A 26,249-nucleotide genomic window follows, 5' to 3' on the forward strand; every position below is an offset into this window, starting at 1 on the left:
GAAATGCTTTCAATTGACGGATATAAATGGACTGTAGCACAGTTTTGGTAACTAGGAGGATTGTATGGATTTTTTGAAATCTCTATCATCATTAGATGATTGGAAAAAAATCGTGATTGCGATTGGGATCTTTTTGATCTTTTTAATTCTTCGCAAGCTTTTCACGACTTATTTGTTTAAGTTTATTATTGGTTTTGTCAAAAATAAAAAAATCAATTTAATTACGAGCGTTTTAGAAGCTTTTGAAAAGCCGCTGCGCTGGATTTTTGTGATTATTGGTTTCAAGCTTGCTCTTCCCTATCTTCCCTTTGATGTTTTAACAGCCGACACGGAAAGACATTTAGTTCGTTCAGCTTCTGTTGGCCTTGCAGGATGGGGCTTGTATAATTTAGCTGCTTCTACCAATTTATTTTTTGCAACGTTTGCCAAAAATTTTGATATCCAAGTGGATCGAATCATTATTCCTTTTATTGAAAAGTTCATCCGCATCGTTGTTGTTATGCTTTCTATCTCCATCATCGCAGAAGAATGGGGTTTTAACGTAAACGGCTTTGTAGCGGGGCTTGGCTTAGGTGGTCTTGCTTTTGCCCTAGCCGCAAAAGACACCGTTAGTAATTTATTCGGCGGAATCGTAATTATTACTGAAAAGCCTTTTACCATTGGAGATTGGATTAAAACACCAAGTGTTGAAGGCGTTGTAGAAGATATTACGTTTCGAAGCACCAAAGTTCGAACGTTCGCTCAAGCAGTCGTAACGGTTCCAAATGCTACTCTTTCTAATGAACCTATTATTAACTGGGCTAAAATGGGGAAACGTCAAATTGCCTTTCATTTAAACTTGAATTATAATACACCAAAAGAAAAGTTAGAAACCGTAGTGGCAAGAATTAAAAAGATGCTGACTGAGCACGAAGAAATTCACAATGAAACGATTCTTGTAAATTTTGACGGTTTCTATGAATCTAGTTTAAATATCTATCTGTATTTCTTTACAAATACAACCGTTTTTGCTGATTACTTAGATGTAAAAGAAAATATAAACTTCGAAATTATGGACATTCTTGAAGAAGAAGGCGTAGAATTTGCTTTCCCTACGCGCACACTCATCGTTGAGCAGGACGGAAAGCTTTCTGGCAATCCAAAAGAATTTCTAGAAAGTGCTCGAAGCTAAAAAAAGCTGACTTAGTAGTCAGCTTTTTTTCCTTTCTTCTTTAGTTTGAAATGAACATTTGAGTCCAGTAATGACCGTAGCTTCCGCCTTTAGCGTAACCTACTCCGATTTCGGTAAATTGACTTGATAGTATGTTTTTACGGTGACCTTCGCTATTCATCCATGCGTTAACCACTTCTTTTGGAGTTGCTTGTCCAGCAGCGATATTTTCACCTGCTGTACTGTATGTAATGCCAAATTTTTTCATCATGTCGAACGGACTTCCATACGTAGGCGATGTATGACTGAAATAATTTTTATCAATCATATCCTGCGATTTATAGCGAGCCACGCGAGCTACTTCCCAATTAGACTTTAAAGGCTTAAGCCCTACTTTAGCACGTTCTTGATTCACTAGCTGAACCACTTTCTCTTCGTATGAACTTCCCGCTTTATCTGTTGGTATGGTAATTTTTTGTCCCGGATAGATCGAATTAGGATTTTTAATAGCAGAATTCGCTTCAATCAGCTCGGAAACGCCCACCTGATATTTTACTGCTATTTTCCACATCGTATCTCCCGATTGAACGGTATGTACGGTTGCTGCTTGCGCAGTGTTATTAAGACCAAAAGCTAGAGTGACAGACAACAATGTTACTAATAAAAGTTTTGATAGAGTTTTCATACTTTTATTAAAGCAAATTGATTTCAAGATTCATAGCGGTAATATTATCCCATAGTTCCATCATATGACTTTGTCATCTTCCCTCCACACTTTCTTTTAAAAAAAGACGCACTGCTCTTTCGCAATGCGCCTTCTTATTATGAAGATAAAGCCTGTGACTGGTTCATGTCCGACACATTAACCGCTTCATCCGTACTTTGATGTACCTGACGTTTTTTAATCACATCAATATATTGAATGTGATGGCCTTCCATTTTCGTAACGGTAAAATCATACTGATCAAAGCTAAGGCTTTCTCCTTGTTTGACGTCATATTTTTCCGTTAAGACCCAGCCTCCAATTGTATCAACATCCGTATCATCAATTGTCGTGCCAAGCAGCTCGTTAAGCTCACTTACTAATAATTTTCCATCTACAATATAATGATCGGGTTTGACTTTCTGAATTAATGGAAGTTCATCCGCATCAAATTCATCACGAATTTCACCGACAATTTCTTCTAAAATATCCTCTACTGTTACAATCCCTGCTGTTCCACCGTATTCATCAATTAAAATAGCCATATGGATGCGTTCACGCTGCATCTTAAGCAATAAATCATGAATAGGAATCGATTCAATTACTTCAATAACAGGACGGATATACTGTTTTAAATCTATTTTTTCCTTGCTGTTGTTCATGACAATCTCGGTTAAAATCTCTTTCATATTGACCATTCCAATAATATGGTCTTTATCTCCATCGATGACCGGATAGCGGGTAAACCGTTCTTCTTGCACCATATCAAGGATGTATTCGACCGTATCTTCCTGGTCAATCGAAACGACTTCCGTACGCGGCACCATAATCTCCTTGGCAACACGATCATCAAAGTCAAAAATTTTACTTACATATTTAAACTCCGATTGATTGATTTCACCGCTTTTATAGCTTTCTGATAACAAGATGCGAAGCTCTTCTTCACTGTGTGCAAGCTCATTTTCTGAAGCAGGCTTTAGACCAAATAGCCCTGTTATTAAACGAGAAGAACTGTTTAATAACCAAATGAACGGATAGGTTACTTTGTAAAAGAGTATAAGCGGACGAACAAATAATAAAGTGACTTTCTCTGCTTTTTGAATTGCAAATGTTTTCGGAGCAAGCTCTCCGACCACAACGTTTATAAATGTAACAATCGCAAAAGAAATCGCAACAGATAATACTTTTGTTAAAGCTCCGCTTATCCCTAGTTGATCAAGTAATGGTGACAGGAGATGCGAAAGTGTAGGCTCTCCTAACCAACCAATTCCCAGCGCAGTAATCGTAATACCAAGCTGACACGCAGATAAGTATTCATCTAAATTTGAAATAACTTGCTTCGCAGCTTTTGCATTGCTGCTCCCTTCTGCTATAAGCTGATCCACTTTGGAACTCCTCACGCGAATAATCGCAAACTCGGTAGCAACGAAAAAAGCAGTTAATGCAATCAGTACCGCTAGTAAAATCAAGTTAAATATGTCCAATCAAGTTCCTTAGCTCGTTGAAAAACGAGTAAGGACTCACCTCCTAAAAAATAAAAAATTTGGATAAAGAACTCTATCCCTGTACTGATCACTTGGAAAAGTGCATATAAGGAGGAATCACATGATAAATGTATAAACATTTTTATATGGAGCAAAACTGCCAGTCTCTCTTCCTTATCTCACGTTTCACTCGTTAATGTAGCAGGTCATTCTTTATTCAGCTGTTCTAGATGTGAAGCAATGGCTCACATCGCTTCATTTCATGATGTTGCTTCAGCGCTGATTCTCTCTTCCATTCATTTATAAAAAATTTAGTAGTTTCCAATCTTTATAAAGTTAAAGTCTGTTAACGTCTTAAAAGAGCGATCATGTGATAAAGAGCGATATGCGTGAAGCAAATGTTGGTTTGTATAATACTGTATTGTACGCTTTGACACTGGTGCATATAATGCTACTTCGCCAACGTGGTACACTGCCCCATCCAATCACCTCTATTTCCGTATATCTAAAAAGATTAAGGAATAATTATCCTATTTCTTTTTAAACTTATTGACTTTATTTTAAATGTTAAAAACTTTGCAGTCAAACGTTTTAGTTAGTCTCCTGCCCTTGCTATTTACTGGTGCGGCGATTTTTAGCAGGTAAATAAAAGCTTGCTGCTACACAAAAAAAACCAAGGATAAAACAGATAATGGGGAGTTTCATACCTATCGCTTCAGCATAATAAGTAAGACTCCTTCCGTGAATAGGGACAAGATTCATTTCAAAAATCAAAGTCAAAACAGCTGTCACTTTGAGTGCAATACCAACAATGAAGAGACAAACTCTCAAGCCTACACTCATATGCAAAAACATCCCTTCTATCCATTAGCGAATGGATGATGTACTACACCATATGATACATCCCTACACTTTATCACTAAATGCTAAAAAAGCGCTATGTTCATACATAGACGCTTATAAATTTGCGACCACTTGTCCAATGGAATCGTAGATAACCAAATCAAACAAATAATCGTAATGCGTAGGTTCTTTATTAATCATCACCATATTTGTAAGATTGTACCGGCTCACAAGCAGCGGAATCTGATTAATCGGTGCTACTTCAAGCGATGAACCAAGCACGATGAATAAATCAGATGACAGCGCTGCTGTAACTGCTTCATCGAACTGATGAATGGCATCTCCAAAGAGAACAACATTTGGCTTTAAAAGGCGCTCACACGCTGTACATTGTGGGAGGGCTGACTGATTTAAATACGCTAAGTCATACTCTTTTTTACAGCTCGGACAATGAGCTCTCTTAATGGACCCATGAATTTCAAAAACGTTCGTGCTTCCTGCATCTTGGTGCAAGCCATCAATATTTTGCGTAATCACATGCACAGTTTTGGCTTCTTCTAGTTCAGCAATAAAGCGATGACCCGTATTTGCTTTGTACTGATGCAGCATTTTAATATGAAAAATTTCTTTAAACAGCGGCCAAAATTCATGAGGATACTGTTCATAGAAGTCAGCAGCTACTATGTCCACAAAGCTTTTGTTTTGGCGATATAAGCCATTTTGAGAGCGAAAGTCAGGTATGCCCGACTCTGTGCTCATTCCAGCTCCTGTAAAAAAACAAATGTGTTTAGCATCATCAATGAGCTGTTTTAATTCTTTATACTGTTTTGACATTGCATTTCTCTCCTATTTAACAATTAGCACAGGAATCGTTACTTGCTGTGCAATCTTAGAACTAACGCTTCCAAGCAGCATTCCTTTTACAGGATTTAACCCTCTGCTTCCTATTACTACAAGGTCAAATGAATTTTGATTAGCAAATTGAATCACTGTTTTAGCCGCGTCTCCGTGCATAAAGGTAATCTCATACTCCACATTTCCTTGCTTTAAAATTTCATCCGTTGTATGTATCCGACTTTCCCGTTCCTCGTCGCGGCTAAGTGATTTTAACCTTGAATCACCCTCTACTGCATAAATAACTTGAATAAAACTGTTTTCCGTCAGCTGAGCCAGCTGAACGGCTTTTTCTGTTGCTTTAGCTGCATGCTCTGAGCCATCTGAGGCAAGTAAAATTCGTTTAAACATCACGCTTCCTCTCCTCTTTTATAAAATGGTCTTCTCTCTTTACTATATCACTCGCTGTTCAAATGTAATCATTTTTTTGATTATTTCTATAATTTTTAAAATTATTTGTCTACTTTTATGATAAACTGAAAGAAAACGTGTACAGAGGGGATGAACCAATGTTTGGTTTTGAATTAATTTGTACTTTTTGCAAAGGGCTCGGAAAGCTAGTCGTTATTCCTGGTATCGGTTACATGAAAACATGCAAACACTGCGAAGGGACAGGCATGCAATCAAAAAAAGACGAAACTCCTTCTATATAAGAAGTTTCGCCTCAGAAACACTGGGATTAGATTGAAAGTTCTTTAGATAAACGGTACATATCAGCATTGATATGGTGAGGTTCACCTAAAATTTCCATAATATCATAATCTACAATTTCATTTTTACGGATACCGATTGCACGGCCGCCTTTACCTTCTAGCAGAAGTTCGACTGCGCGACCGCCGAAACGGCTTCCTAGCACACGATCTTGAGCAGTTGGGGAACCACCGCGCTGAATGTGTCCTAATACTGTTACACGCGTTTCAATACCTGCAGCTTCATGAAGCTGTTTCGCTACTTCATTACCATTAGCTACACCTTCGGCTACTACGATAATGCTGTGCTTTTTACCGCGCTCTTGTCCTTTTCTCAAACGATCAACCATTTCTTGGAACTCATCTTTTGCTTCTGGGATAAGGATTGTTTCTGCACCGCCAGCAAGACCTGACCAAAGAGCAATGTCTCCTGCATTACGCCCCATAACTTCAATAATGAACGTACGCTCGTGAGAAGTCGCCGTATCACGGATTTTATCAATTGCATCGATAACCGTATGAAGAGCCGTATCAAATCCTAATGTAAAATCTGTTCCTGGAATGTCGTTATCAATTGTTCCTGGGATACCGATACAAGGGAAACCAAGCTCTGTTAGTTTTACAGCTCCCATATATGATCCGTCTCCACCAATAACTACTAAGCCTTCAATACCGTGCTTCTTAAGGTTTTCAATACCTTTTAAACGCCCTTCTTCTGTTTTGAATTCTGGACATCTTGCAGAATAAAGCATAGTTCCACCGCGTTGAATGATGTCACCAACATCTCCAACTTCTAGCTTTTTAATATTTCCTTCTATTAACCCTTGATATCCTTGATAGATACCGTAAACTTCCATACCTTCATGAATTGCTTTACGCACAACAGCACGAACCGCAGGATTCATACCTGGAGAATCTCCGCCGCTTGTTAATACACCTATTCTTTTCATTACTTTCACCTCATCAAAGTCACATACATGACTACTATATTATAGTTCTACATTTTACCCGAGTTCGAACTTTTTGTGTAGTAATTCACAACATATTTCTTTGTTAAATTTTAAATGTACATACTTTTTCATATCTTTTAGTTATTTACCGTCAAATATTCAAAGTTTTTCTAGCAATATTGCACATCTAAAGAACCCTTTTAGTTACAGCTTTTATAAGACTATATTCACCTTTATATTTCATTTTTTTCATATATGTAATGAAATTGTAACGTAGAACACTGTCGAAAGATGATATGATGAATTTACTCAAATCAGGAAAAATTTTCAGGGGGTACTAGTTTTATGAAAAAAGTAATAGCAGCTCTTACGCTTGCTGGCGTTATTGTTTCTACTAGCCCGATTGTCAGCCAAGCGGCTCTAGGCGACCAAACGCTTCGCCAAGGCATGAATCACCAAGATGTTAAACAACTACAACAAACGTTGAAAAATAAAGGTTATTTTAAAGGGAATACGACTACATACTTTGGAACTGTTACAACTTCTGCTGTAAAATCATTTCAGCGCAAAAATGGACTAGCAGCGGATGGTATTGTCGGAAAAGGAACGTATGCTAAACTAGGCGTTTCAGCAAAGGGCAAATCGCCTTCTAGCTCAGCGCGCTATAACCCTAACGCAGTGATTAACAAAGGAAAACAGTATATGGGCGTTCGATATCGCTGGGGCGGAACAACGCCAAGCGGCTTTGACTGCAGCGGTTTTATTGGCTATGCGTTCAAACATGGCGGTGGAGTTCAGCTTCCTCGAACAGTAGCGCAAATTTATCAAAAAGGAACGCGCGTCTCAAGTCCAAAAGCTGGAGACATTGTATTCTTTCAAACTTATACAAAAGGACCTTCTCATGCAGGAATTTATTTAGGGAATAACCAGTTTCTTCACTGCTCTTCCTCTAAAGGTGTGAGCATCTCTTCTCTAAAAGAGAGCTATTGGAGCAAACGCTATTTAGGTGCTAAAAGAATGTAGTTTCGATAAAAAGGGCAAGCTGTGCGATTTTGATACGGCTTGCTCTTTTTCTGCATGTAAAAGATTTGGTATAGTGGAAGCAGCGCATTGCAAAACCAAGCGTGTAGATGAATACTGTAAAGGAAGTTGAATAAATGCACACCCTTTTAATTGACATGGATTCTGTCATTTGTGATCTTATGACGGATTGGCATAACCAATATAACAAAGATTATTGCGACAGCTTATCGGTTGAAAAGTTAAAATGCTGGGAATCAGAAAAGTATGTAAAGCCGGAGTGCGGCACAAAAATTTATGACTACCTCGATCAGCCGGGGCTTTTTTTACATTTAAAACCTCTGCCTCATGCTGTTGAGGTTCTTAAACGTCTTTATGAAAGGTTTTCCATTTTAATTGTCACAAGCAGTCGTACCTATGCTTATACTGAAAAAGAGCAGTGGGTTGAAAAACACCTTCCGTTTATCGGAAAGTACAATATCGTGTTTACACACCAAAAAGATAAAATATACGGAGACTTGCTATTTGATGATGCACCGCATAATTTGAAGGCTTTTCAAGCTACAGGTCGCCATGCTGTTGCCATGAGCTACCCGTATAACGAAGAAGTAAATGTCCCTCGCGTGGACGATTGGCTTCAGTTTGAACAGTACGTGAACACTTATTTCAACGAATGTTGAGCTCAAAAAAACATGTAGAATTCGTCATCAGAAAACAAATACAGGCATAAAAAAACCGCCTTGCGGGGCGGTTTTTGACGGATAGCCCACTAAGGGCTATCCGCTTTTTATTTAAGAAATATATGAGTTTTTAATATTTATCAGCTGATGAGAAAAAGTCCATAATAGCATGGATAATCTCAACGGACTGAAAAGAAAACAATGATATGGCTGTTAATGAAAAGAAACCAATCATGGCCATACGTACAAGTAACATAGACTAATCGCCTCCCTGTTTTGAACTAAATGAACGCACCCAAAACAATTCGCTATCTGTCTTTGTTTGTACGACGTTTTCGCCAAGCAAAGGCAGCTCATTCACTGCGTGTAACAATGACAATGAATCTTCATCTTTATCTTAAAGACTAAGCGTATAGTTAGTATATCAAATGAAACTTTTTCTTCAAGGCTATACTAGCGGTAAAAAAGGAAATAGTATGAAACGATGCGTTTTATCTTTATTTCATACAATTCAGTACCCTAATATTTATTATATTAAACCTTTTAGGAAAATTGCTACTATTATATCTTTTTTTATAAAAAAAGATATTAAGACATAACTAAATCAATCCAACTTAAAGACGAACAAGTGAGATAAATGATCTCGACTGCTTGTTGCATCGCTGTTGATTCCCGAGTAAGACTTCGTTTTCTGCGGCCGGCCGATGAGCCTCCTCGTCTACATACATGAAACCTACGTCCACCCTACCAATAAAAAAATCCGAACGCGTTAAATTCTCAAGCAAGAATCAAACTCATTCGGATCTTCTTTCAATTAAAATAATTTTATCTCTTCACTTTATCGACACGTACTGTAATACTCGTTAACAATATCTAAAATAGTTGGGTATTCTTCCACCCATGTAAAATTTGTTTTTTCGTTTTCTTTTTTTACTGTTTCTTGTTCTGCACCGATCTTTTCCATTGTTCAATCTCTCCCTTTAACTGTTATATAACATTTATATTAACTAAACTTTGTTTTATAACAACTTTAAAAAGAAAGTTGGACAATGAGTATGAAAAAAAGTTATTGCAGGGATAAAATTTTCACATAATACGTACGAGTCCTTGGTCCATCAAACTCGCAAAAATAAATTCCTTGCCACGTTCCTAGCAGCAGCTGCCCATCGTGAATGATTATATGCTGAGAGGAGCCGACCGTGCTCGCTTTGAGATGCGCCGCCGTATTTCCTTCCATATGAAGATCTAACTTATGTTCCCAAGGATATACTTCATCGAAGCGTCGGATCATATCCGTTTTTACATCAGGATCCGCATTTTCATTAATTGTTATACCAGCGGTTGTATGAGGACAGTAAACAACTACAGCCCCTTCTTTTAACCCTTCTGTTCTTAGTACTGCCTGCACCTGACTCGTAACGTCAATCATTTCGTCACGCTTATTCGTTTTTAACGTAAATGAATGTAGCATACCATCACCTCTTTTCTTTACCATAACATATCTTTTCTATTCTTCCACATTTTTCGCATAACTCGTTTTTACATCGTAAACACTAAGCTCATTAACACAACAGGCGGTGAGTTTATTTATGCTCGATTCAAAATTTCAGCCCAATGCAGACTACACCGTTCAAACATTTCTAGATTTGGTGGGTCAAAATACAGATGTTGGTTCCAAAAAATTATGGCTGTCTCCCACAAAATATATATGCATTATTTATCTCCAAGGATTAGTCGACGGAGAAAAACTTGATAATCTTACTCAGCATGTTGTTGAGACAAAAGCAAAAAGTGAAACGCAAACACTTGATGACATCGATTCGTTTATTTCTGTCATTAAAGACAAAGAAGTTTATACATACAAGCAAGCGATCTCGTGTTTTTTTAAAGGTCAGCCCTTGCTGTTTATTAGCGAAAGCACCACGGCATACTCGCTGAATATGTCTATGACCAAACAGCGCTCTTTAAGTGAACCTACAACAGAAAAAGTAGTGCGTGGCCCTAAAATTGCTCTTATCGAAAACTTAGATGAAAACCTTGGTCTTTTAAGGCAGCGTTCTACCGAAGAAGAAATGGTTATTGAAGACATTTATATTGGAAATACAAAGGAACATCGAACAAGTATCGTTTTTCATAATAAACACTGTCAAACTCACATCGTGAATCAAGTCCGAGAGAAATTATTAGACATTCCTTTAGATAACATTCAAGACTCAGGAATGATTGAAGAATTTTTAGAAGAAGCACCTTACTCACCGTTCCCTCAAGTACAAAATACAGAAAGACCGGATCGTGTTCTCGCTGCGGTGAATGAAGGGCGAGTAGCCATTTTAGTAGATGGCTCTCCTTTTGCTCTTTTAGTGCCTACAACTTTCGATATGATTATGAAATCACCCGATGATTATTACGAAAGATGGATAGCTGGTTCATTGCTAAGATTACTAAGGTACTTGTCTATTTTTATTACCCTATTCTTTTCAGCTATTTATATTTCACTCGTTTCGTTTAACCAAGGCCTGCTTCCGACTGAGCTAGCTATTACGATTGCGGCCACACGAGAAAACGTTCCTTTTTCTCCTTTTATCGAAGCAGTGGTCATGGAAGTGACGCTTGAATTATTGCGCGAAGCCGGGCTGCGTCTCCCTACTCCTGTCGGACAAACAGTTGGACTTGTAGGCGGGGTTGTGATTGGTCAAGCAGCGGTGGAAGCCCATATCGTTAGCTCCGTTATGATTATTGTTGTATCCGTATCGGCAATTGCGTCCTTCACAGTTCCTCAGTACGGAATTGGCCTTTCGTTTCGAATTTTGCGTTTCGTATCTATGATGATTGCAGCAATCTTTGGATTATACGGAGTTACCATGTTTTTTCTTGTTCTCGTCATTCATCTAACCAAGCTCGAAAGTTTTGGTATGGCTTACTTCAAACCGTTTTTTGCGTTAAATAAAAAAGCGTGGAAAGACTCTTATATTCGTCTGCCAAACAAAAGTCTAAAACAGTCTAAAAATAAAGCCAAATAAAACTGACAAAAGGAGGACCATATGGAACAATCACAGTCACAATCAAGCAAGCTTCTTTCAGACTTTTATGCCATTTCAATTATCTCTTCAACCATGCTGGGCGTCGGTTTGTTAACACTGCCAAGCAGCATTACAAATCAGACAAATAATGCAGACGGATGGATTGTACTGATTATGGACGGCCTTTTGTTTATTGGAATTGTTCTTTTTTTAGTCTGGATGGTTAAATATTTTACGATTAGCTGTATGTTTGACTTCACGCAAGAAGTAACCGGCAAGCTGATTGGGAATATCTTCAACTTCGCCATAGTCGTTTATTTCACATCTGTAGCAAGTTTCGAAGTAAGAGCTATGGCAGAAATGATTCATTTTTATTTACTGGAAACGATGCCCATTGAATTAATTATCCTTTCGTTTATTTTGACAGGCGTCTATTTAATCACTGGCGGTATTAATTCTATTGGAAAAGTAATGGCCCTATGTTTTCCTGTAACGGTCATCATTCTTCTTATTTTATATCTTCTTAGTATCGGAATGGTCGATTTAAAAAACTTACAGCCCGTGTTAGCCGATGGATTCAGCCCGCTTCTTTCTGCTTTTACAACCGTCTCTGTTTCTTTTTTAGGAATTGAAACAATTGTATTTCTTCCAAAGCATATGAAAAACAAAAATCATTTACGAAAAGTTTCTATCATCGGATTTTCCATTCCTTTACTTTTATATATTGTCACTTACGTATTAGTTGTCGGCGCGTTATCCGTTCCGGAGGTAAAAACGACCGTTTGGCCTACAATTGAATTTGTTCAGACGCATGAAGTAAAAGGAATTTTCTTTGAGAGGCTTGAATTATTTTTACTTATTGTCTGGCTTCTTCAGTTTTTTTTAACCTTTGTAATGTATTTCTTTTTAGCTGTTTCAGGATTTAAAAAAATTTTCAAAAACCGATCAACTACTAATATTATCTTTCTTGTGCCCGTTCTATTTATGAGCGCTTTAGCGCCCAAAACAGCAAGCGACGTGTCAAATTTTTCAACGGTACTAGGCTGGGCATTTTTAGTGACATTTTTAGTTATCCCTCTTTTTTTCAGCATGTTAATGAAAATAAAAAAGGTTGTGTTCAAATGACGAAAAAATGTCTTCCTGTCATGATGACCATTTTTTTATTATGCGGCTGTATGAGCCATCGAAATATTGAACAACTTGCTCTTGTTATAGGAGTGGCAATGGATATCACACCTAAAATCGAACCAAAAACAGGAAAAAATCAGCTTGTTCTGACTCATCAAACGTTAACCGAGACTGAATCCGGAAATATGTCTTCTTCCATTCCATACAAGAACATTACAACAGCTGGTCCTACTATTCATGAAATCACGCGAAATATTTCGCTGAAATCTGATCCTATATACAGTCAGCACCAGCGAGCACTTTTAATAGGAGAAAAAGCGAGCAAGACCATCCCTCTGGATGCGCTTATCAATCAGTTTGTCCGTGATAATGAAATACGGCGCAGCAGCCTTGCGTTTGTTACAAAAGGCGATGCTAAAAACGTTTTAACGATTCAAGGAATGTCTGTACCCCCTGTAAACTTAATTTACGAGCTTGTTTACAATAAATTCAAAACGAATAAAATTTTAAATCCCCTAACAATGGGAGAGCTATCGGCCAAGTTAAAAACCGATCAAAGCTTTTTAATACAGCGGCTTTCTAAAATTAAAAATAGCGTTGAACTAGACGGTGCGGCAATCATAAAAGATAAAAAAGCAAAATTCACCTTAACTCAGCACCAAGTGGAGGGTTTAACGTGGTTAACGGGGAATATTAAAGGCGGAATTATTTACGGCAAACACGGGTCATACCCCTTTTCCTATGAAATTGGAGATGTTCAGCAAGATGTGAAGGCCCGGATTGATTCAAATCACTCCGTTCATTTTGACATCAACGTTCAAACGAGCGGCAGGCTATCAGAAGATTGGGAGACTTCAAAACAGGCTCTTGCCGCCTCTAATGTAAAGAACACCGAAAAAAAAATAGAAAAAATCATTCGAAAAGACGCAGAAAAAACACTTCGCTTATTACAAAATAATTACAAAGCTGATGTGATTGACCTGCATGATTACGTACGGATTCATTATCCTCATTTTTGGAAAAAACATCAGCATGAATGGGATGAAATATTTAGCCAGTCGACCATCGACTATCATGTTCATGTTCAAATTAAAGATTTTGGGACACAGGGCAGGGATTAGCTCTTATTACTCAACGCCAGCTTCAGTCAGCTCTTTTTTCTTTAGTTCCATAATCGTGAACTTATCGGTATAGTTTTTGCTCACAAACAGCTGGCGTTCATTGTCGTTATTAAAATAAAATTTTTTATCATCTTGATATTGAAAATTCACTTTTTTCTTTTTCATTTGTTTAATAAACGTTAAGTAGTCATCTGAATGAATGAGATACCTTTTAGGCTTATCCGATATTTGCACAACGTCTTCGCCTGAAGACTTTAATTTTACAATACTCCATGCAATGGGAAGAGGATTACCTTCTTGAAAGATCGTTTTGTGAAAAATGAGCACAAAGAAAGCAGCTGTAATAATTGAAATAAGAACAAGCTGTTTTTTCACCTTATATCATCCTTTCTTCACGTCGTTACTACGTTAAGTAATACGACAGGCGTATGAAAAAACCTGTTCATCCGCAAAGGTTGTGTAAAGAAATAATGCAAAATCAACAAAATATAACAGTTTGGTTACCTTTTGATTAAATAACATTACTTCTTTACAAATTTAGCTAATCACGTGATAGACTAAACTCAACATATTAAGTCAGGACTAAACTAAATGAGGTGTTGCGTATGACTACAATGCGGCTTCAATCATACTTAACAACAATGTTTCCAAATGTTCAAATGAAAAGACCTCTTTTTTATAACGCGCCCGCAGGTATCCGCTTTACGCTTACCAATCAAAAAGGCGTATGGGAACGAGAATACATGAAAAATGTGTACGCACGCGCTTATGAAATTTTTGAAACACTCCATGAAAAAAATGATGAGCTGTTACTTGTTTTCAAAGCGAATGCTGCACAGGATGATTTACTTTTAAAAAAGAAAAAAGAAACAGCTATTAAAAAATTCATTCGCTCTCGCCTGAAGAAACAAGAAGTTCAATCCGTAGCATTATTAAATAACGCTGAGTATATTATTGCCTGTAAAACAAATGATGTGAAAGAAAAGCTTCTTTTGCAATCAATTGCCAACCGTGATCTTCATATTCATCCGGCTATTGAAGAAGAGTGTTACATTGTGAATTTGAATAAAGAAACCATCTTCCACCTATACGACGAGCGCGGACTGGACATTGTATCGAACAATCAGTCTTCTCTTCAACTTCTTCAGCAAAAGTTTCACGACTGGATTCTAGATATTGATGCAGCTTGTTCAAAAAAAGTACAGTAAAAAAGCAATCATTCAGCAAAGGAATGATTGCTTTTTTATTAGGCTTGATGAGCAGGCGACGCTTTTTTTAAAAACAGCCAGTTGATAAGAAAGAGTAGAAAACTTACGATAACCATTGTTCCGAATGTAAGTAACAGCGACTCGTTCGAAAAGCTTTTTATAAAATGAATAACCGGTTCTTTTGTCACTGGAATGGTAAATAGTAAAATTAAAACAGCACCGGTGATCATCCCTCCTGTTTGCCCGAATTTGTAAACGATGCTGCCGAGCAAACATGCTGCTGCTGTAATAAAAAAGATAAATACAGCGTCCGTTAAAAAGTGAATAGCGACAGTAGGGTCATGAAAGATAAAATCACTTGCATAATAAAGCTGAACATTCATTAAATTCAAACTATTAATCACCTTTATTGAAATGCTCATGATGACAACATTGATAAGGGACATCACAATTGCAAATAAAGCAAAAACACAGGTCATCGTTAAAAGATATGCTTTACGAGTAGCTCCTAACTTTAAGCAAAAGGAGAAGCTTTTTCGAATGATAATAAAACTTACAATACCTGAAAAGATGTACTGCGGCATACTTGTTACTAATAGAAGATGCTCGTTCACCTGGCTGAACACTAAAATATCTACTACAACAAAAGCTAACAGTATGGTCCAAAAGCGAATCATTAAATACTTCAGTTCAACGTAAAGCGAATAACTAATGGCGGCAAACTGTCCGTTCATTACGCTACACCTCCACGATTTGATGTAAGATAAATCATAATATCCTGGATATGAACAGCTTCTACATGAAATGAACGGTCGACAAGTTCTTCAGCATAAATATCTTCATTAAAGAGCACTATTTTTTTCTCTCCTCCGAATACTTGTTCATGGATTACTTGCTTTCCTTTTTCATATTCTTCAATTTGACTTTTAGGTCCTTTTACACTTACACAGCGCTGCTGCAAATTTTCTGCCGTATCCTGAAGAATCAGCTTTCCTTTTTGCATGATCAGAACTTCTTCAAATAAATTACTCACTTCATCAATTAAGTGCGTTGAAATAATAATGGTGCGTGGATAATCTTCATATTCATCTAATAAAAGCTCATAAAAACGCGCTCGCGTCGCAGCATCAAGTCCAATATAAGGTTCATCAAAAATTGTGATGCTCGTGCGAGAAGATAGCCCCACAATAATCCCTAGTCCTGATTCCATTCCTTTAGATAATGCCTTAACTTTCGTATTGGAATCTAAATCGAACTCTCCCATAAGCCTTTCAGCCGTTTCTTGGCTCCAATGAGGATAAAAAAGTGACGCGATTTTTAGTACGTCTTTGACTTTTAATGTTTTTTTGAAATTTCCGCTTTCGTTAATTAAGCAGATGTTTTGCAAAACAGAGCGGTTTTCAAACGGAGATTGATGTCCCACCTTTACCTCTCCTGTCGTAGCTGGAGTATGTCCGGCTACAATTTGCATAAGAGTCGTTTTCCCCGCTCCGTTTCTCCCTAGCAATCCGTATATTTTATTTTTTTCTAGCGTAAGTGAAATGTCCTTTAGCACTTGTTTGGATCCATAGCATTTATTTAATAGCTGCGCTTCTATATTCATTTTATTTCCCCCTTGTCTAACAGTTCTTTTAACTCGTTTACCGTAATCCCCAAATGTTGTGCTTCTTTTTTCAGGGGAACGATAAAACGGTTATAAAATTCTTCTTTTCTTTGTGTAAGCAATACTTCTTTGGCGCCCGCACATACAAACATCCCTATCCCTCTCTTTTTATACAATATTCCGTGGTCAACTAGCTGATTAATTCCTTTAGCTGCCGTTGCAGGGTTAATGCGATACATTTTGGCAAATTCATTCGTAGACGGTACTCTTTCTTCTTCTGGAAAAGCATCATTCAAAATATTCTCTTCGATGGTTTCTTTGATTTGTTGAAAAATTGGTCGCTGATGATCTAATGATTGTTTCATTTTGACTACCTCACTTAAGTGGTTCATTACTCATGTAACTAACTATATAACTAACTGGTTATTTTTTCAAACGTTATTTCCAAAAAAAGAAAAAAAGTCCGTCATTTAGTTACTGACGGACTTTTTCATTTGACTGTTTAACCACTTGACCGTTTTTTTTACTAGCTCATCCTGCTGCTCTTTAGGGGAAATACTGGCTTTGTTATCGCCTTTTTGTTTCCCATACATTCCAAACTGTGCGTGATTAGCTCCTTTTACTTGGACCAGCTCCGTATTTTTTGAAAGTAAATGCTTGGTTTCTTTAATTTTTTCAGGCGTCGACAAACCATCTTTCTCACCGGTTAAAGACAAAATAGGATAAGTGGAAGTTGAAAAATTATTTTTATTCATCGGATACGATGCTAAAAGAACTAAGCCTTTTATTGAGTTTTGATGATCATACGCATAAGAGGCTGCACTCACTCCTCCAAGGGAATGACCTCCGATAAACCATGCGGAAATCTTCGGATAGCTCTTCACAATATCCGTCGCTTTGTTTTGACTAAAAAAACTCATATTAAACGGAGAATCTACCACAGCAACAAAATATCCTTCATTTGCAATTTGCTGAGCATAATAGCCATATGCTAACGGCTCTACTTTAGCACCTTGATAAATAATATAGCCGGCTTTTATCTCTTTGTTCGTTTGAGGCTTGAATACGTAATAATCGTCTTTCTTCACTACTTTTTTCTCATCTACTAGTGAATGAAGCTGCTTTGAAGGTTCGTAATCAAAGCCTGACCATATAACAAAAAAAGCCACGGTTACTGCAACAAGAACTACTACACCGACTCCTAGTATTTTTAACGTTTTTTTCATGTCACTCCCTCTTTCTGTTTTTTTACTATGTACTCTTTTTATACCTTTTAGACATTTTACATGTTTGTTTTAAAGATATACAAGAAAAAAGAGAGGTTCGATATACCCAAAGCAGCGCGCAGCAGAAGTGACATAAACTATTCCATATACTCGAAACAAAGAGAGAAAATTAAAAAGGCTGCTGCAAGTAATAACGGGACAGCCTCATTAGCAGACAACCTTCACTAATGAATATCTCGTTTCTTAAACCTCCCTCCTCTAACTTCAGCAATAGCTGCTACAGCAAAAAAAGCAGATGGATCTATCTCATCGATAATCGCTTTTAGCTTTGCTTCTTCAAGCCTGGTAATCACACAAAAAATGACTTTTTTATCATCTCCCGTATACGCCCCTTCCCCATTTAAATACGTGACGCCTCTCCCTAAACGAGCAAGAATTGCTTCGCCAATTTGTTCATATTGTTCGCTGATAATCCAAGCTGACTTAGACTCATCTAACCCTTGAATTACAATATCAATCGTTTTAAAAGCAATGAAGTAAGCCATTAAAGAATACATAGCGCGATCCCAGCCAAATACAAAACCGGCACTTCCCAAAATAAATAAATTAAAAAACATAATCGTCTCACCTACGGAGAAAGGCGTACGCTTATTAAATAAAATAGCTAATATCTCGGTGCCGTCTAGCGAACCTCCGTACCGAATAACAATTCCTACTCCCACACCGAGAACAATTCCGCCAAACACAGTGGCTAAAAGAGGGTCACCTGTTAAGACCGGCAAGTCGTGAAAAATAGAGGTAGCAATGGATAGAATGATAACACCTAAAAGCGTAGATAGCGCAAATGTTTTTCCAATTTGCTTGTAGCCAATAAAAAAGAATGGAAGATTTAATACGAAGATATAAAAGCCGATTTGAACATCCGTTAAGTGGGATAAAATAATAGATATACCTACAATTCCACCGTCAATAACCTCATTAGGGACAAGAAAAAATTCTAGCCCGACGGCCATTAAAAGGGCTCCCACTAAAATAAACAGCATGCGCTTTACAATCATTTTAGCTGATAGCGAACGATGAACAACTTTTTTTATTTCATGATTCGTTTGCAGCACATAACTTCCCCTCCTTTTGTGATAGAGACATCAACTACTAACCAAACCCTTATTTTAATATTATCACAAAATTCAAACTATTTACCTGAACTTTTACAAAAATTTCATTCAATGAAATAAATTATGCATATATTGGATAAAATTGTAGATGATAACAAGTGAATAAATGCCCGAGTACGTTCAAAAGTGAATGAATGCCCACCACTTTTCATACGGGACTAACAGGACAAACTTAGATTAAAAGGAGAGTAAAACGTTATGAACCGTGTAAAGATTATTGCTGCTTCTTTACTCGCAGTTTTATTGCTAGCTTTTTCAGATAATTTCACTTCTGCAGCTGTGCAGGAGGCGATGATACGAGTTGTGCATGCGTCACCTGATGCGCCTGAAGTAGATATATATGTGGACAATCAAAGCATCGTAGTCGGCGCATCATTTAAAGATGTGACAGATTACCTTAAAGTACCTGCGGGGTCTCATAAAGTAGAGGTATATGCCATAGGTACAAAAGGAAAAGAAAAACCTGTCATTTCCACTAATATAACCGTCGAAGCAAACAAGGCCTATACTCTTGCTGCTATTAACCAAGTTGCACACTTAGAATTAAAAGTAGCTCAAGATGATATGAACGTAGCTAAAGGAAAGAGTAAAATTCGAATTGCTCACTTTTCTCCAGATGCTCCCGCTGTTAATGTAGGTATTAATCACGGCCCTACTTTGTTTAAAGACACTGCTTTTAAACAAATGACAAATTATTCGGAAGTAGATGCCGGAACCTATGATTTAACCATCGCAACTAGTCAAGACAATAAAAAAGTACTGGACATTCCAAACCTTAATTTAGAAGCCAACACGGTCTACACAGTGCTCGCTATTAACAAAGCCGACAGTCTTGAAACGCTTTTATTAAAAGATAATACGGCTATGCCTTCCGAAATGCCAAAAACAGGTATGGGCGGTGCTTCACAGGATAATTATAATTCAATTGTGCCAGTTCTTACTTTATTAGGAATTGGAGCAGTCGCTATATTTGTTGTTCGTCGTCACAGAGGATACGAAAGCGAATGAAGTGGATAGGAGGGGTTTTCACCTTTTCTTTGATACTATTCATGAGCAGCTGGTTTGCCCAATCAGCAATTGCAAACGGCTCGACGAATTTTGTTGTGAAGATGGCTGAAACAAAATCGGCTCAATCCTTGAAATCTTCAGGAACTGCTTCTACGCCTCTTCCATCTCAGCTTATTATTCCGAAGCTTCATATTAAGGCTTTTATAAAAGGAATGGGCCTTACTAACCAAGGTGAAATGAGCGTTCCTGATAATGGTCATGATGTAGCTTGGTTCAAGCTTGGAGCAAGACCCGGAGAGGAAGGAAATGCGGTCATTGCAGGACATGTTGATGATCAAAAAGGACCCGCTATCTTCTATCATCTCGACAAGCTCACAAAAGGAGACGAAATTTTTGTAACCGATCAGCAAGGGGATCAGCTGACCTTCGTTGTTACCAATAAAGCTTCTTATCCCCGAGATTCTGCTCCTATCAGAGAGATTTTCGGTCCAACTTTTCAACACCAGCTTAATTTAATCACCTGTACAGGAACGTTTGATCATAAACAGAAAACTCATGAGCGCAGGCTCGTTATTTATACAAGCCTCCGCCCGGAAAAAACAGCCGATGTTTCTCACTAAACATCGGCGTTTATTACTTTTAATTACATACTGGGTCGTTTTATTTAAATATTTACACAGCCTTAATATGAACACAACATCTCACTAGTAAACTAATGCACGATCCCTCAATAAAAAGGAGTTTTGATATGAGACGAAAATGGTGGTTTGTAAGCTCACTCACTCTTTGTTTATGCGGCATTTTTATGTTTATACATACGCAGGCAGCTTCTACTCAAGCAGAAAACGTAGCCATTATTGCTCATCGAGGCGCATCAGGGTACGAGCCAGAGCATACGATGCAATCTTATCTCGCGGCCGTCCAGCAAAAAGCGGATTACATTGAACTTGATCTTCACATGTCTAAAGATCAGCAGCTTGTAGCAATTCATGACTACAAAGTTGACCGAACGACAAATGGAACAGGATATGTAAAACAGTATACAGTGAAGCAGCTTCAGCGTTTGAACGCAGGAAAAGGTAATAAAAAAGCCGTCATTCCAACTTTAGAAGAAATATTCCGTACGTTTGGCAATCGAACAAACTATTATATTGAAACAAAATCTCCTCATGAATATCCCGGTATGGAAAAGGAATTATTAACGTTGATGGCTAAGTACAACATTCATACCAATCACGTCATCGTACAATCATTTAGTCCTGAAAGCTTAAAAACTGTCCATCGATACCGACCTACTATGAAACTAATTCAACTGATTCGTTCTAAGCAAACCAATATGTTAACAGATCAGCAGTTCAGACAAATCAAAAAGTACGCAAACGGCATTGGTCCTAATGCAAACACGCTGACAAAGTCATATGTACAAAAAGCTCGCTCATATGATTTAGACGTTCATCCTTATACAGTAAATGATGAAAAACAAATGAGAACGCTTATCGAGTGGGGCGTAACCGGCATGTTTACTAATTACCCGGATCGTCTTTATAACGTGCTTCATAATAAATAAACACTTGCCGCGGCAAGTGTTTATTCTTTATACATCTCTTCTATTCGCTCTCCATAAGTACAGGCTAATTAATGCTATGGCATAAAGCAAAGCCCAGCCAAACACCAAAAATTTGTTTAATCCTTCGTTAATAAATTGAATGATTGCAGATACGGGCGGCAATACATACAGCAGCAGTCCCCCTCCTTGATACGGAAATGAAACGCCTGCCGCTGCAAGCGTAACGATTAAAATAAATAGAGGTCCAAACCACGATAAGCTGCCTTCTCTTACAACATCTCTTGTGAAAACAAGGCCTATGCTCATACCAAGCAAACTAAACGTCCAGTGAATAATAAACCCAAACACCATTTGCTTAGTGGATATATCCACTTCAAACATATCAAGCAGCACGGGATAAGCAATGGAAACCGCTGATAAAAACGTAAACAGCAGCATACAGCTAATAAGCTTGCTCATAAAGTACTTGTTCTTTTTCCCTACATGAAGTTTTGTAATAACTTCTTGACTAGAATCTTCCGCGTGAAACAGCGACATCGTAAACCAAGTGGTTAGAAAAAAGAGGAAAAGTGCCGTATTAAAAAAGCTATCAAGCACCGGGTTCGGTCTATATGTATAGTTCATACACAGCGAAATAATATAAAGTGCAAGCGGCGGAATATATCGATACGATTTAATGTATGTAATAAAATGATAGCGAATCAATGCACCCATCTTAAATTTCTTCCCTTTCCATATGATATAGCTTTACAACTTCACCTTGAACAGCAAGTAATTCTGCAAGAAACTCGTTTACATATTTTTTATCTATATAAAAAATCCAGTAGTTTCCGTGCTGTTCAATTTTCGTGCACTTTTCTTTTAATAAACGAAGCGGCTTATTGAGAATGACATTTGCCTCAATAACCGTTAAATGCTCAATGAGTTGAACGCGCTCATTTTTTAAAATGCGCTGTGAGCCAATGGTGATCACACGATCCGCTACAGCATGAATAAGCCTTTCTTCATGACACGTAAATACAATGGTCATCCCTCGTTCTTTAAGCTTTGTAAAAATTCGTTCTACTTCTAGCTGAGCACGAGCATCTAATCCTGATAGAGGTTCATCAAGCAATAGCAGCTTAGAAGAACTCAGCAGCGCTTGCATCATGTTGACTTTTTGCTTCATTCCTTTTGAAAAAGAAATGATTTCTTCATGTCTAAACTCTACCATTTCAAAAGTTTCGAGCAGCTCTTCAATTCTAGAGGTGCGCTTTTTCTTAGACAATCCTTGAATTCGTCCCATGTGCTGCAAATAACCGGCTAGCGTAAAACGGAGCTCCTGAGGAAATTGTTCCACCACAAATCCAGGCGTACCAGTTTCTTTATGAAGGTGAATTGTCCCTTTAGTCGGTTTCGATAATCCGCCAATTAGCTTTAAAAACGTACTTTTTCCCGCACCGTTTTTTCCAACAATCGCGACAGTCTCTCCTTTATAAAGGGTCGTATGAATGTTTTCTAATACGGTGTGTTTTTTGTATAATTTTGCAACATTTTTTAATTCAATCAGTTTTTCCATCTGCTGCCTCGCCTCTCCATAATCCTATATGTTAAATCATAGCATATTTATGGGGAATGTGCTTCCATCTCTATACGTTTCAGCTAAATTTTTCCCGTACAAAAAAGCCTTTGATCTAATCAAAGGCTTTTTATAGACAATACCATATGCTCTTCATCGATAAATTCACCATCTACTTGAAGAGCTCTTTTTTCATACGCATAAGAAGTAAAACCGAGGCTTTTGTATAGGGCTTTTGCTCCTTTATTTTCAGCAGCAACGGCCAGGTAGATTTGCAATACCTCTGTTTGGAAAAAAGCTTGTTCAACAGCGGTTTTTAACAGCTTCTTTCCAAGACCTTTCCCCCTTGCTTCAGGGGCTACGTACATCCCCCAAATATCTCCTTTATGCTGAACTTTTAAAGGCTTTTGCTGTTGAAACCCCACGATCCCCACAAGCTGTTTTTCCATAAAAGCTCCTACTACAAATTCTGATTGGCTGCTTGGAAAATAATTTCGGATATCAGCAATTTCTTTTTCATATTCTTCTTCATAACTTAAAATAAAACTTTCGGGATGATCTTTTAAAGCACGAAGACGGAGTTCAAAGTACACGTCAGCGTCTTCTTTTACCAACAATCGTATATTCATTTTTTCACCTTAGTTTCTTATGTTTTAATTAGCTATTAAGGGCTGTACACGCTAAATACTTCATTCCACCGATACAGCTCATAATAATTTCCCGGCAGGTCTAAGCTTGAAATAAGTACTTTATCATTTTTCGTATCTTTTACGCGTGTTAAAAGATTTGCTTGTTTTCGATTTGTACGAATCCACATCGTTTGATTCGTTGCTTTATGATAAAAAGGCGCGTAATCGCCTAAGCCTTTTTGCGGAAATGTGAACTGACTTTGCTTATTGGTCTTTACGTTCATGCTATACAAAAAAGGCAGTGGCCTCTTTTTTTCATCATTCGACCATCCTGCTTCGGGCACACGTGAAATGATGATGTTATCTCTTTCTGCCCAAGTAAAATCCCAATCTGCGAAGCCTTTTGGCGTAAACACATGCTCTTTAAAAACCGGCATCTCTTTTAAAGTGAACTTTTTATTTTCAGTGGCAAACCTTCCTTCTCCATTAATGAATGCCAGCACTTGCTCTTCATTACTCCACTTAAACCAATTAGGTACATTAAGCATATCTCCCACTACTTGAAAAGCTTTCCCTTCTTTCGTAATGATGCACAGCTTGTTTGCATCTGCAGACATCGAAGCCGTTGGAATAGCGATAAAACTAATCCATTGACCGTTAGGAGACCATTTAAAGCTGCTTGTTGTATACGCAAAAAACGAATCATTTTCCGCTGGGAGCGTCGTAAAAGCCTCCACTTTTTTTACATCTAACCCTGCATATTTGCTCACTGTATATAGCTTTACCGGTCCCCATCCCGTGGGCGCTAGCGCAGCAGCTGACGTAATTAAAAATCGATCTCCTTCTGGAAACCATGAAAACTGATCAACTCCTACGGCTACACGCTTCTTTTCATGCGTTTTAACGTTGTAATATACTAAGATTCCATTCGAAATATACGCAAGTTCCTCAGCAACCGGTGACCATTGATAATGAGTCACATCATGTTCAACAAGTAGCGGTTTTCCTTTTAACGGTGCAATCATTAAAGAATCATTTTCTGCATAAGCAACTATATCTCCATGTGATGACCATTGAGGCATAGAGGCATGACGTGCATAGGATAACTGCCTTTCGGTACCGTTATCATATACCCATAGGTTTCCATGCCGTATAAAACTGACCTTCACTGTATTGGCAGCATTTATTTGCATAGGGAACAACATAAGAAAAAGCAGACATAACGCTATTTTTTTCACCATGTTCACTCCTGTCTTTTTTTATAGCGTTACACAAATCTCCTCATCTCATCACATTTTTGAAAAAATAAAAAAGCGCAGCGAATAGCTGCGCTTTTTGTATATTATGATTTTGACTTAGATTTTGGTGATGGCTTTGTTTTAGCTTGTGCTGTATTATTAGCCGCATCTTTTTCTTTTAATAAACTCATACGTTTTTTCAAGTAGTAACCTTGTCCAATTCCGAATAAGTTACCAATTACCCAATATAATGCAAGAGCAGATGGAAGTGAAATCCCTGCTACTAAAATGAAGATTGGCATAATGTTCATCATCATTTTCATTGGAGGTTGAATTTCATCCGTCATACTTACACGAATTTGTAAGAATGTCGTAATCGCTGCAACTACCGGTAAAATGAAGTAAGGATCGGGTTTTCCTAAACTTACCCATAAGAATGAATGCTGAGCAATTTCATGCGTTCGTGCAATGGCATTATAAAATGCGATAATAATAGGCATTTGAATAAAGATTGGCAAACATCCACCAACCGGATTAATTTTATGCGTTTGGTAAAGCTGCATCATTTCTTTTTGCTGCTTTTGCTGTGTTTCTGGATCTTTTTTACCAGCATATTTCTTTTGAATCTTTTCCATTTCTGGACGAAGTGCTTGCATAGCCATCGTGCTCTTTTGCTGTTTTAAAATAAGCGGCAATAGAACTAAACGAATGATAACCGTCGCAATGATAATAGAAAGACCATAGCTTCCGCCTGCCCATTCAGCAATTTTCGTTAATGCCATAGATAAAGGGTAAACAAAATAATGATCCCAGAATCCACCGCTTGTTGCGGTTACTGGTGTTTTTGTGCTGCTACAGCCGGCTAGAGCTAAAAGAAGCGCTCCCATTAAACCAAGCAATAATAATTTTTTATTTCTTTTCATATTCTTTCCTCCTAATAATGACTAAATGTATGAAGTGTTTTTCAGAAGGAAAGGATCTTCTTCATCATTATTCTTCTCTTTAACTGGTGTTTTTCTATAAACGTGTATAAATACATTTCGTCTTTTCCATATTGTTAATACTGAAGGATCAATCCCTGCATTCACATGGTCGGTGACAGGTTCCGCATGAAAAGCCGTAAACCTAGCTTCACGAAGCATATAATAACAAAGGATGTATAAAACGAAAGCAGATAAATACGGCGCATATAGAAAAAGATCGTGATAAAATTCCATGTGCCAGCTCTCTTTCTGACTATAATAGTACAATCCAATATATGTAGTGTAGCATTTACGTTCCTGTTACACAACATCAACTTATCTCTTTGACTGTTCTACGTATTACTTTTTAAAAAGTTTCATATTTACGACACA

General features: G+C 37.6%; 31 protein-coding genes. 11 read left to right on the plus strand and 20 right to left on the minus strand.

The features are described 5' to 3' along the window. Positions 1–64: 64 nt before the first annotated feature. Positions 65–1,171, plus strand: coding sequence for a mechanosensitive ion channel family protein (locus MMB68_RS01140; protein ID WP_025750169.1), 1,107 nt, complete (start codon positions 65–67; stop codon positions 1,169–1,171). Positions 1,172–1,211: 40 nt separating this feature from the next. On the opposite strand, the gene safA is transcribed toward MMB68_RS01140, so the two are convergent. The 5 genes from safA to MMB68_RS01165 form a co-directional block, all read right to left on the minus strand. Further along, positions 1,212–1,835 (minus strand): SafA/ExsA family spore coat assembly protein, encoded by a 624-nt coding sequence (gene safA / locus MMB68_RS01145; protein ID WP_277548029.1) that lies wholly within the window; start codon positions 1,833–1,835, stop codon positions 1,212–1,214. A gap of 137 nt (positions 1,836–1,972) precedes the next feature. Next, positions 1,973–3,337, minus strand: coding sequence for a hemolysin family protein (locus MMB68_RS01150; RefSeq protein WP_277548031.1), 1,365 nt, complete (start codon positions 3,335–3,337; stop codon positions 1,973–1,975). 612 nt (positions 3,338–3,949) lie between these two features. Beyond that, positions 3,950–4,180, minus strand: a complete 231-nt coding sequence (locus MMB68_RS01155; protein ID WP_140451039.1) for a YuzI family membrane protein — start codon at positions 4,178–4,180, stop codon at positions 3,950–3,952. A gap of 114 nt (positions 4,181–4,294) precedes the next feature. Beyond that, the gene (locus tag MMB68_RS01160; protein ID WP_047749958.1) at positions 4,295–5,014 is read right to left on the minus strand and encodes an NAD-dependent protein deacylase; all 720 of its coding nucleotides are present in this window, start codon (positions 5,012–5,014) and stop codon (positions 4,295–4,297) included. A gap of 12 nt (positions 5,015–5,026) precedes the next feature. Beyond that, positions 5,027–5,425 carry a universal stress protein gene (locus MMB68_RS01165; protein ID WP_013058676.1) on the minus strand — a complete coding sequence of 133 codons (399 nt, stop codon included), beginning with the start codon at positions 5,423–5,425 and terminating at the stop codon, positions 5,027–5,029. 158 nt (positions 5,426–5,583) lie between these two features. Here MMB68_RS01165 and MMB68_RS01170 point away from each other — a divergent pair, with 158 nt between their 5' ends. Next, positions 5,584–5,727, plus strand: coding sequence for a hypothetical protein (locus MMB68_RS01170; RefSeq protein WP_277548034.1), 144 nt, complete (start codon positions 5,584–5,586; stop codon positions 5,725–5,727). A 26-nt stretch (positions 5,728–5,753) separates the two neighbouring features. Here the strand turns inward: MMB68_RS01170 and pfkA are convergent, their stop codons facing one another. Next, the gene (gene pfkA / locus MMB68_RS01175; protein ID WP_013058678.1) at positions 5,754–6,713 is read right to left on the minus strand and encodes a 6-phosphofructokinase; all 960 of its coding nucleotides are present in this window, start codon (positions 6,711–6,713) and stop codon (positions 5,754–5,756) included. A 345-nt stretch (positions 6,714–7,058) separates the two neighbouring features. On the opposite strand from pfkA, the gene MMB68_RS01180 reads away from it, so the two are divergent. Both MMB68_RS01180 and MMB68_RS01185 read left to right on the plus strand, forming a co-directional pair. After that, a complete protein-coding gene (locus tag MMB68_RS01180; protein WP_016765281.1) occupies positions 7,059–7,736 on the plus strand; it encodes a C40 family peptidase in 678 nt (225 codons plus the stop codon). Positions 7,737–7,870: 134 nt separating this feature from the next. After that, complete coding sequence (locus tag MMB68_RS01185) at positions 7,871–8,413, plus strand: 5' nucleotidase, NT5C type (protein WP_057242965.1); 543 nt, start codon at positions 7,871–7,873, stop codon at positions 8,411–8,413. A gap of 130 nt (positions 8,414–8,543) precedes the next feature. On the opposite strand, the gene MMB68_RS01190 is transcribed toward MMB68_RS01185, so the two are convergent. The 3 genes from MMB68_RS01190 to MMB68_RS01200 form a co-directional block, all read right to left on the minus strand. After that, positions 8,544–8,669: a hypothetical protein gene (locus MMB68_RS01190; RefSeq protein WP_013058681.1), complete on the minus strand. Its 126-nt coding sequence runs from the start codon at positions 8,667–8,669 to the stop codon at positions 8,544–8,546. Positions 8,670–9,251: 582 nt separating this feature from the next. Then, on the minus strand, positions 9,252–9,377 hold the full coding sequence (locus MMB68_RS01195) for a hypothetical protein (protein ID WP_016765283.1): 126 nt from the start codon (positions 9,375–9,377) through the stop codon (positions 9,252–9,254). Between the two features lie 102 nt (positions 9,378–9,479). Next, complete coding sequence (locus tag MMB68_RS01200; RefSeq protein ID WP_269870309.1) at positions 9,480–9,884, minus strand: secondary thiamine-phosphate synthase enzyme YjbQ; 405 nt, start codon at positions 9,882–9,884, stop codon at positions 9,480–9,482. A 118-nt stretch (positions 9,885–10,002) separates the two neighbouring features. Between MMB68_RS01200 and MMB68_RS01205 the strand changes: the two genes are divergently transcribed. From MMB68_RS01205 to MMB68_RS01215, 3 genes are read left to right on the plus strand one after another with little or no spacing between them, the layout of a single operon-like run. Next, on the plus strand, positions 10,003–11,433 hold the full coding sequence (locus MMB68_RS01205; RefSeq protein WP_016765285.1) for a spore germination protein: 1,431 nt from the start codon (positions 10,003–10,005) through the stop codon (positions 11,431–11,433). Positions 11,434–11,454: 21 nt separating this feature from the next. Beyond that, positions 11,455–12,558 (plus strand): GerAB/ArcD/ProY family transporter, encoded by a 1,104-nt coding sequence (locus MMB68_RS01210; RefSeq protein WP_269870310.1) that lies wholly within the window; start codon positions 11,455–11,457, stop codon positions 12,556–12,558. Continuing rightward, positions 12,555–13,682, plus strand: a complete 1,128-nt coding sequence (locus MMB68_RS01215; RefSeq protein WP_277548038.1) for a Ger(x)C family spore germination protein — start codon at positions 12,555–12,557, stop codon at positions 13,680–13,682. Before MMB68_RS01210 ends, MMB68_RS01215 begins: the two co-directional genes overlap by 4 nt. Before the next feature lie 6 nt (positions 13,683–13,688). Here MMB68_RS01215 and MMB68_RS01220 read toward each other — a convergent pair whose 3' ends face one another. Next, on the minus strand, positions 13,689–14,057 hold the full coding sequence (locus MMB68_RS01220; protein WP_013084654.1) for a hypothetical protein: 369 nt from the start codon (positions 14,055–14,057) through the stop codon (positions 13,689–13,691). A gap of 230 nt (positions 14,058–14,287) precedes the next feature. On the opposite strand from MMB68_RS01220, the gene MMB68_RS01225 reads away from it, so the two are divergent. Then, positions 14,288–14,890, plus strand: coding sequence for a DUF3885 domain-containing protein (locus MMB68_RS01225; protein ID WP_013058688.1), 603 nt, complete (start codon positions 14,288–14,290; stop codon positions 14,888–14,890). Between the two features lie 38 nt (positions 14,891–14,928). Here the strand turns inward: MMB68_RS01225 and MMB68_RS01230 are convergent, their stop codons facing one another. The 5 genes from MMB68_RS01230 to MMB68_RS01250 form a co-directional block, all read right to left on the minus strand. Beyond that, positions 14,929–15,624, minus strand: coding sequence for a hypothetical protein (locus MMB68_RS01230; protein ID WP_277548039.1), 696 nt, complete (start codon positions 15,622–15,624; stop codon positions 14,929–14,931). After that, complete coding sequence (locus MMB68_RS01235) at positions 15,624–16,493, minus strand: ABC transporter ATP-binding protein (protein ID WP_277447252.1); 870 nt, start codon at positions 16,491–16,493, stop codon at positions 15,624–15,626. The genes MMB68_RS01230 and MMB68_RS01235 overlap by 1 nt, the downstream gene beginning before the upstream one ends. Beyond that, positions 16,490–16,858: a GntR family transcriptional regulator gene (locus tag MMB68_RS01240; RefSeq protein ID WP_013058691.1), complete on the minus strand. Its 369-nt coding sequence runs from the start codon at positions 16,856–16,858 to the stop codon at positions 16,490–16,492. The genes MMB68_RS01235 and MMB68_RS01240 overlap by 4 nt, the downstream gene beginning before the upstream one ends. A 105-nt stretch (positions 16,859–16,963) precedes the next feature. Then, positions 16,964–17,719 carry an alpha/beta hydrolase gene (locus MMB68_RS01245; protein WP_221783492.1) on the minus strand — a complete coding sequence of 252 codons (756 nt, stop codon included), beginning with the start codon at positions 17,717–17,719 and terminating at the stop codon, positions 16,964–16,966. Between the two features lie 224 nt (positions 17,720–17,943). Next, positions 17,944–18,834 (minus strand): YitT family protein, encoded by an 891-nt coding sequence (locus MMB68_RS01250; RefSeq protein ID WP_013058693.1) that lies wholly within the window; start codon positions 18,832–18,834, stop codon positions 17,944–17,946. A 258-nt stretch (positions 18,835–19,092) separates the two neighbouring features. Here MMB68_RS01250 and MMB68_RS01255 point away from each other — a divergent pair, with 258 nt between their 5' ends. The 3 genes from MMB68_RS01255 (at position 19,093) to MMB68_RS01265 (ending at position 21,469) form a co-directional block, all read left to right on the plus strand. Continuing rightward, positions 19,093–19,902 (plus strand): DUF4397 domain-containing protein, encoded by an 810-nt coding sequence (locus MMB68_RS01255; RefSeq protein WP_014458575.1) that lies wholly within the window; start codon positions 19,093–19,095, stop codon positions 19,900–19,902. Next, the gene (locus MMB68_RS01260; RefSeq protein ID WP_153255348.1) at positions 19,899–20,522 is read left to right on the plus strand and encodes a class F sortase; all 624 of its coding nucleotides are present in this window, start codon (positions 19,899–19,901) and stop codon (positions 20,520–20,522) included. The genes MMB68_RS01255 and MMB68_RS01260 overlap by 4 nt, the downstream gene beginning before the upstream one ends. A gap of 128 nt (positions 20,523–20,650) precedes the next feature. Continuing rightward, positions 20,651–21,469, plus strand: coding sequence for a glycerophosphodiester phosphodiesterase family protein (locus MMB68_RS01265; protein WP_277548042.1), 819 nt, complete (start codon positions 20,651–20,653; stop codon positions 21,467–21,469). A 27-nt stretch (positions 21,470–21,496) separates the two neighbouring features. Here the strand turns inward: MMB68_RS01265 and MMB68_RS01270 are convergent, their stop codons facing one another. The 5 genes from MMB68_RS01270 to yidC form a co-directional block, all read right to left on the minus strand. After that, entirely contained in the window at positions 21,497–22,183 is a 687-nt protein-coding gene (locus MMB68_RS01270; protein WP_043976646.1) for a hypothetical protein, read from the minus strand. A gap of 1 nt (position 22,184) precedes the next feature. Further along, positions 22,185–23,027: an ATP-binding cassette domain-containing protein gene (locus MMB68_RS01275; protein ID WP_277447246.1), complete on the minus strand. Its 843-nt coding sequence runs from the start codon at positions 23,025–23,027 to the stop codon at positions 22,185–22,187. Positions 23,028–23,146: 119 nt separating this feature from the next. Beyond that, complete coding sequence (locus MMB68_RS01280; RefSeq protein WP_269870315.1) at positions 23,147–23,656, minus strand: GNAT family N-acetyltransferase; 510 nt, start codon at positions 23,654–23,656, stop codon at positions 23,147–23,149. A gap of 35 nt (positions 23,657–23,691) precedes the next feature. After that, positions 23,692–24,897, minus strand: coding sequence for a TolB family protein (locus MMB68_RS01285; protein ID WP_277548043.1), 1,206 nt, complete (start codon positions 24,895–24,897; stop codon positions 23,692–23,694). Between the two features lie 101 nt (positions 24,898–24,998). Continuing rightward, a complete protein-coding gene (gene yidC, locus MMB68_RS01290) occupies positions 24,999–25,817 on the minus strand; it encodes a membrane protein insertase YidC (RefSeq protein WP_013058701.1) in 819 nt (272 codons plus the stop codon). Between the last annotated feature and the right edge of the window lie 432 nt (positions 25,818–26,249).

Source organism: Priestia sp. Y58 (assembly GCF_029522095.1).
Lineage (GTDB): Bacteria > Bacillota > Bacilli > Bacillales > Bacillaceae_H > Priestia > Priestia megaterium_E.

Coding starts and splice junctions, on each gene's coding strand:
- MMB68_RS01180 (WP_016765281.1), top strand. CDS start 7,059: ATGAAAAAAGTAATAGCAGCTCTTACGCTTGCTGGCGTTATTGTTTCT.
- MMB68_RS01230 (WP_277548039.1), bottom strand. CDS start 15,624: ATGAACGGACAGTTTGCCGCCATTAGTTATTCGCTTTACGTTGAACTG.
- yidC (WP_013058701.1), bottom strand. CDS start 25,817: ATGAAAAGAAATAAAAAATTATTATTGCTTGGTTTAATGGGAGCGCTT.
- MMB68_RS01245 (WP_221783492.1), bottom strand. CDS start 17,719: ATGAAAAAAACGTTAAAAATACTAGGAGTCGGTGTAGTAGTTCTTGTT.
- MMB68_RS01190 (WP_013058681.1), bottom strand. CDS start 8,669: ATGTTACTTGTACGTATGGCCATGATTGGTTTCTTTTCATTAACAGCC.
- MMB68_RS01170 (WP_277548034.1), top strand. CDS start 5,584: ATGTTTGGTTTTGAATTAATTTGTACTTTTTGCAAAGGGCTCGGAAAG.
- MMB68_RS01160 (WP_047749958.1), bottom strand. CDS start 5,014: ATGTCAAAACAGTATAAAGAATTAAAACAGCTCATTGATGATGCTAAA.
- MMB68_RS01260 (WP_153255348.1), top strand. CDS start 19,899: ATGAAGTGGATAGGAGGGGTTTTCACCTTTTCTTTGATACTATTCATG.
- MMB68_RS01155 (WP_140451039.1), bottom strand. CDS start 4,180: ATGAGTGTAGGCTTGAGAGTTTGTCTCTTCATTGTTGGTATTGCACTC.
- MMB68_RS01195 (WP_016765283.1), bottom strand. CDS start 9,377: ATGGAAAAGATCGGTGCAGAACAAGAAACAGTAAAAAAAGAAAACGAA.
- MMB68_RS01280 (WP_269870315.1), bottom strand. CDS start 23,656: ATGAATATACGATTGTTGGTAAAAGAAGACGCTGACGTGTACTTTGAA.
- safA (WP_277548029.1), bottom strand. CDS start 1,835: ATGAAAACTCTATCAAAACTTTTATTAGTAACATTGTTGTCTGTCACT.
- MMB68_RS01205 (WP_016765285.1), top strand. CDS start 10,003: ATGCTCGATTCAAAATTTCAGCCCAATGCAGACTACACCGTTCAAACA.
- MMB68_RS01285 (WP_277548043.1), bottom strand. CDS start 24,897: ATGGTGAAAAAAATAGCGTTATGTCTGCTTTTTCTTATGTTGTTCCCT.
- MMB68_RS01240 (WP_013058691.1), bottom strand. CDS start 16,858: ATGAAACAATCATTAGATCATCAGCGACCAATTTTTCAACAAATCAAA.
- MMB68_RS01200 (WP_269870309.1), bottom strand. CDS start 9,884: ATGCTACATTCATTTACGTTAAAAACGAATAAGCGTGACGAAATGATT.
- MMB68_RS01165 (WP_013058676.1), bottom strand. CDS start 5,425: ATGTTTAAACGAATTTTACTTGCCTCAGATGGCTCAGAGCATGCAGCT.
- MMB68_RS01265 (WP_277548042.1), top strand. CDS start 20,651: ATGAGACGAAAATGGTGGTTTGTAAGCTCACTCACTCTTTGTTTATGC.
- MMB68_RS01140 (WP_025750169.1), top strand. CDS start 65: ATGGATTTTTTGAAATCTCTATCATCATTAGATGATTGGAAAAAAATC.
- MMB68_RS01215 (WP_277548038.1), top strand. CDS start 12,555: ATGACGAAAAAATGTCTTCCTGTCATGATGACCATTTTTTTATTATGC.
- MMB68_RS01235 (WP_277447252.1), bottom strand. CDS start 16,493: ATGAATATAGAAGCGCAGCTATTAAATAAATGCTATGGATCCAAACAA.
- pfkA (WP_013058678.1), bottom strand. CDS start 6,713: ATGAAAAGAATAGGTGTATTAACAAGCGGCGGAGATTCTCCAGGTATG.
- MMB68_RS01275 (WP_277447246.1), bottom strand. CDS start 23,027: ATGGAAAAACTGATTGAATTAAAAAATGTTGCAAAATTATACAAAAAA.
- MMB68_RS01270 (WP_043976646.1), bottom strand. CDS start 22,183: ATGGGTGCATTGATTCGCTATCATTTTATTACATACATTAAATCGTAT.
- MMB68_RS01255 (WP_014458575.1), top strand. CDS start 19,093: ATGAACCGTGTAAAGATTATTGCTGCTTCTTTACTCGCAGTTTTATTG.
- MMB68_RS01185 (WP_057242965.1), top strand. CDS start 7,871: ATGCACACCCTTTTAATTGACATGGATTCTGTCATTTGTGATCTTATG.
- MMB68_RS01225 (WP_013058688.1), top strand. CDS start 14,288: ATGACTACAATGCGGCTTCAATCATACTTAACAACAATGTTTCCAAAT.
- MMB68_RS01210 (WP_269870310.1), top strand. CDS start 11,455: ATGGAACAATCACAGTCACAATCAAGCAAGCTTCTTTCAGACTTTTAT.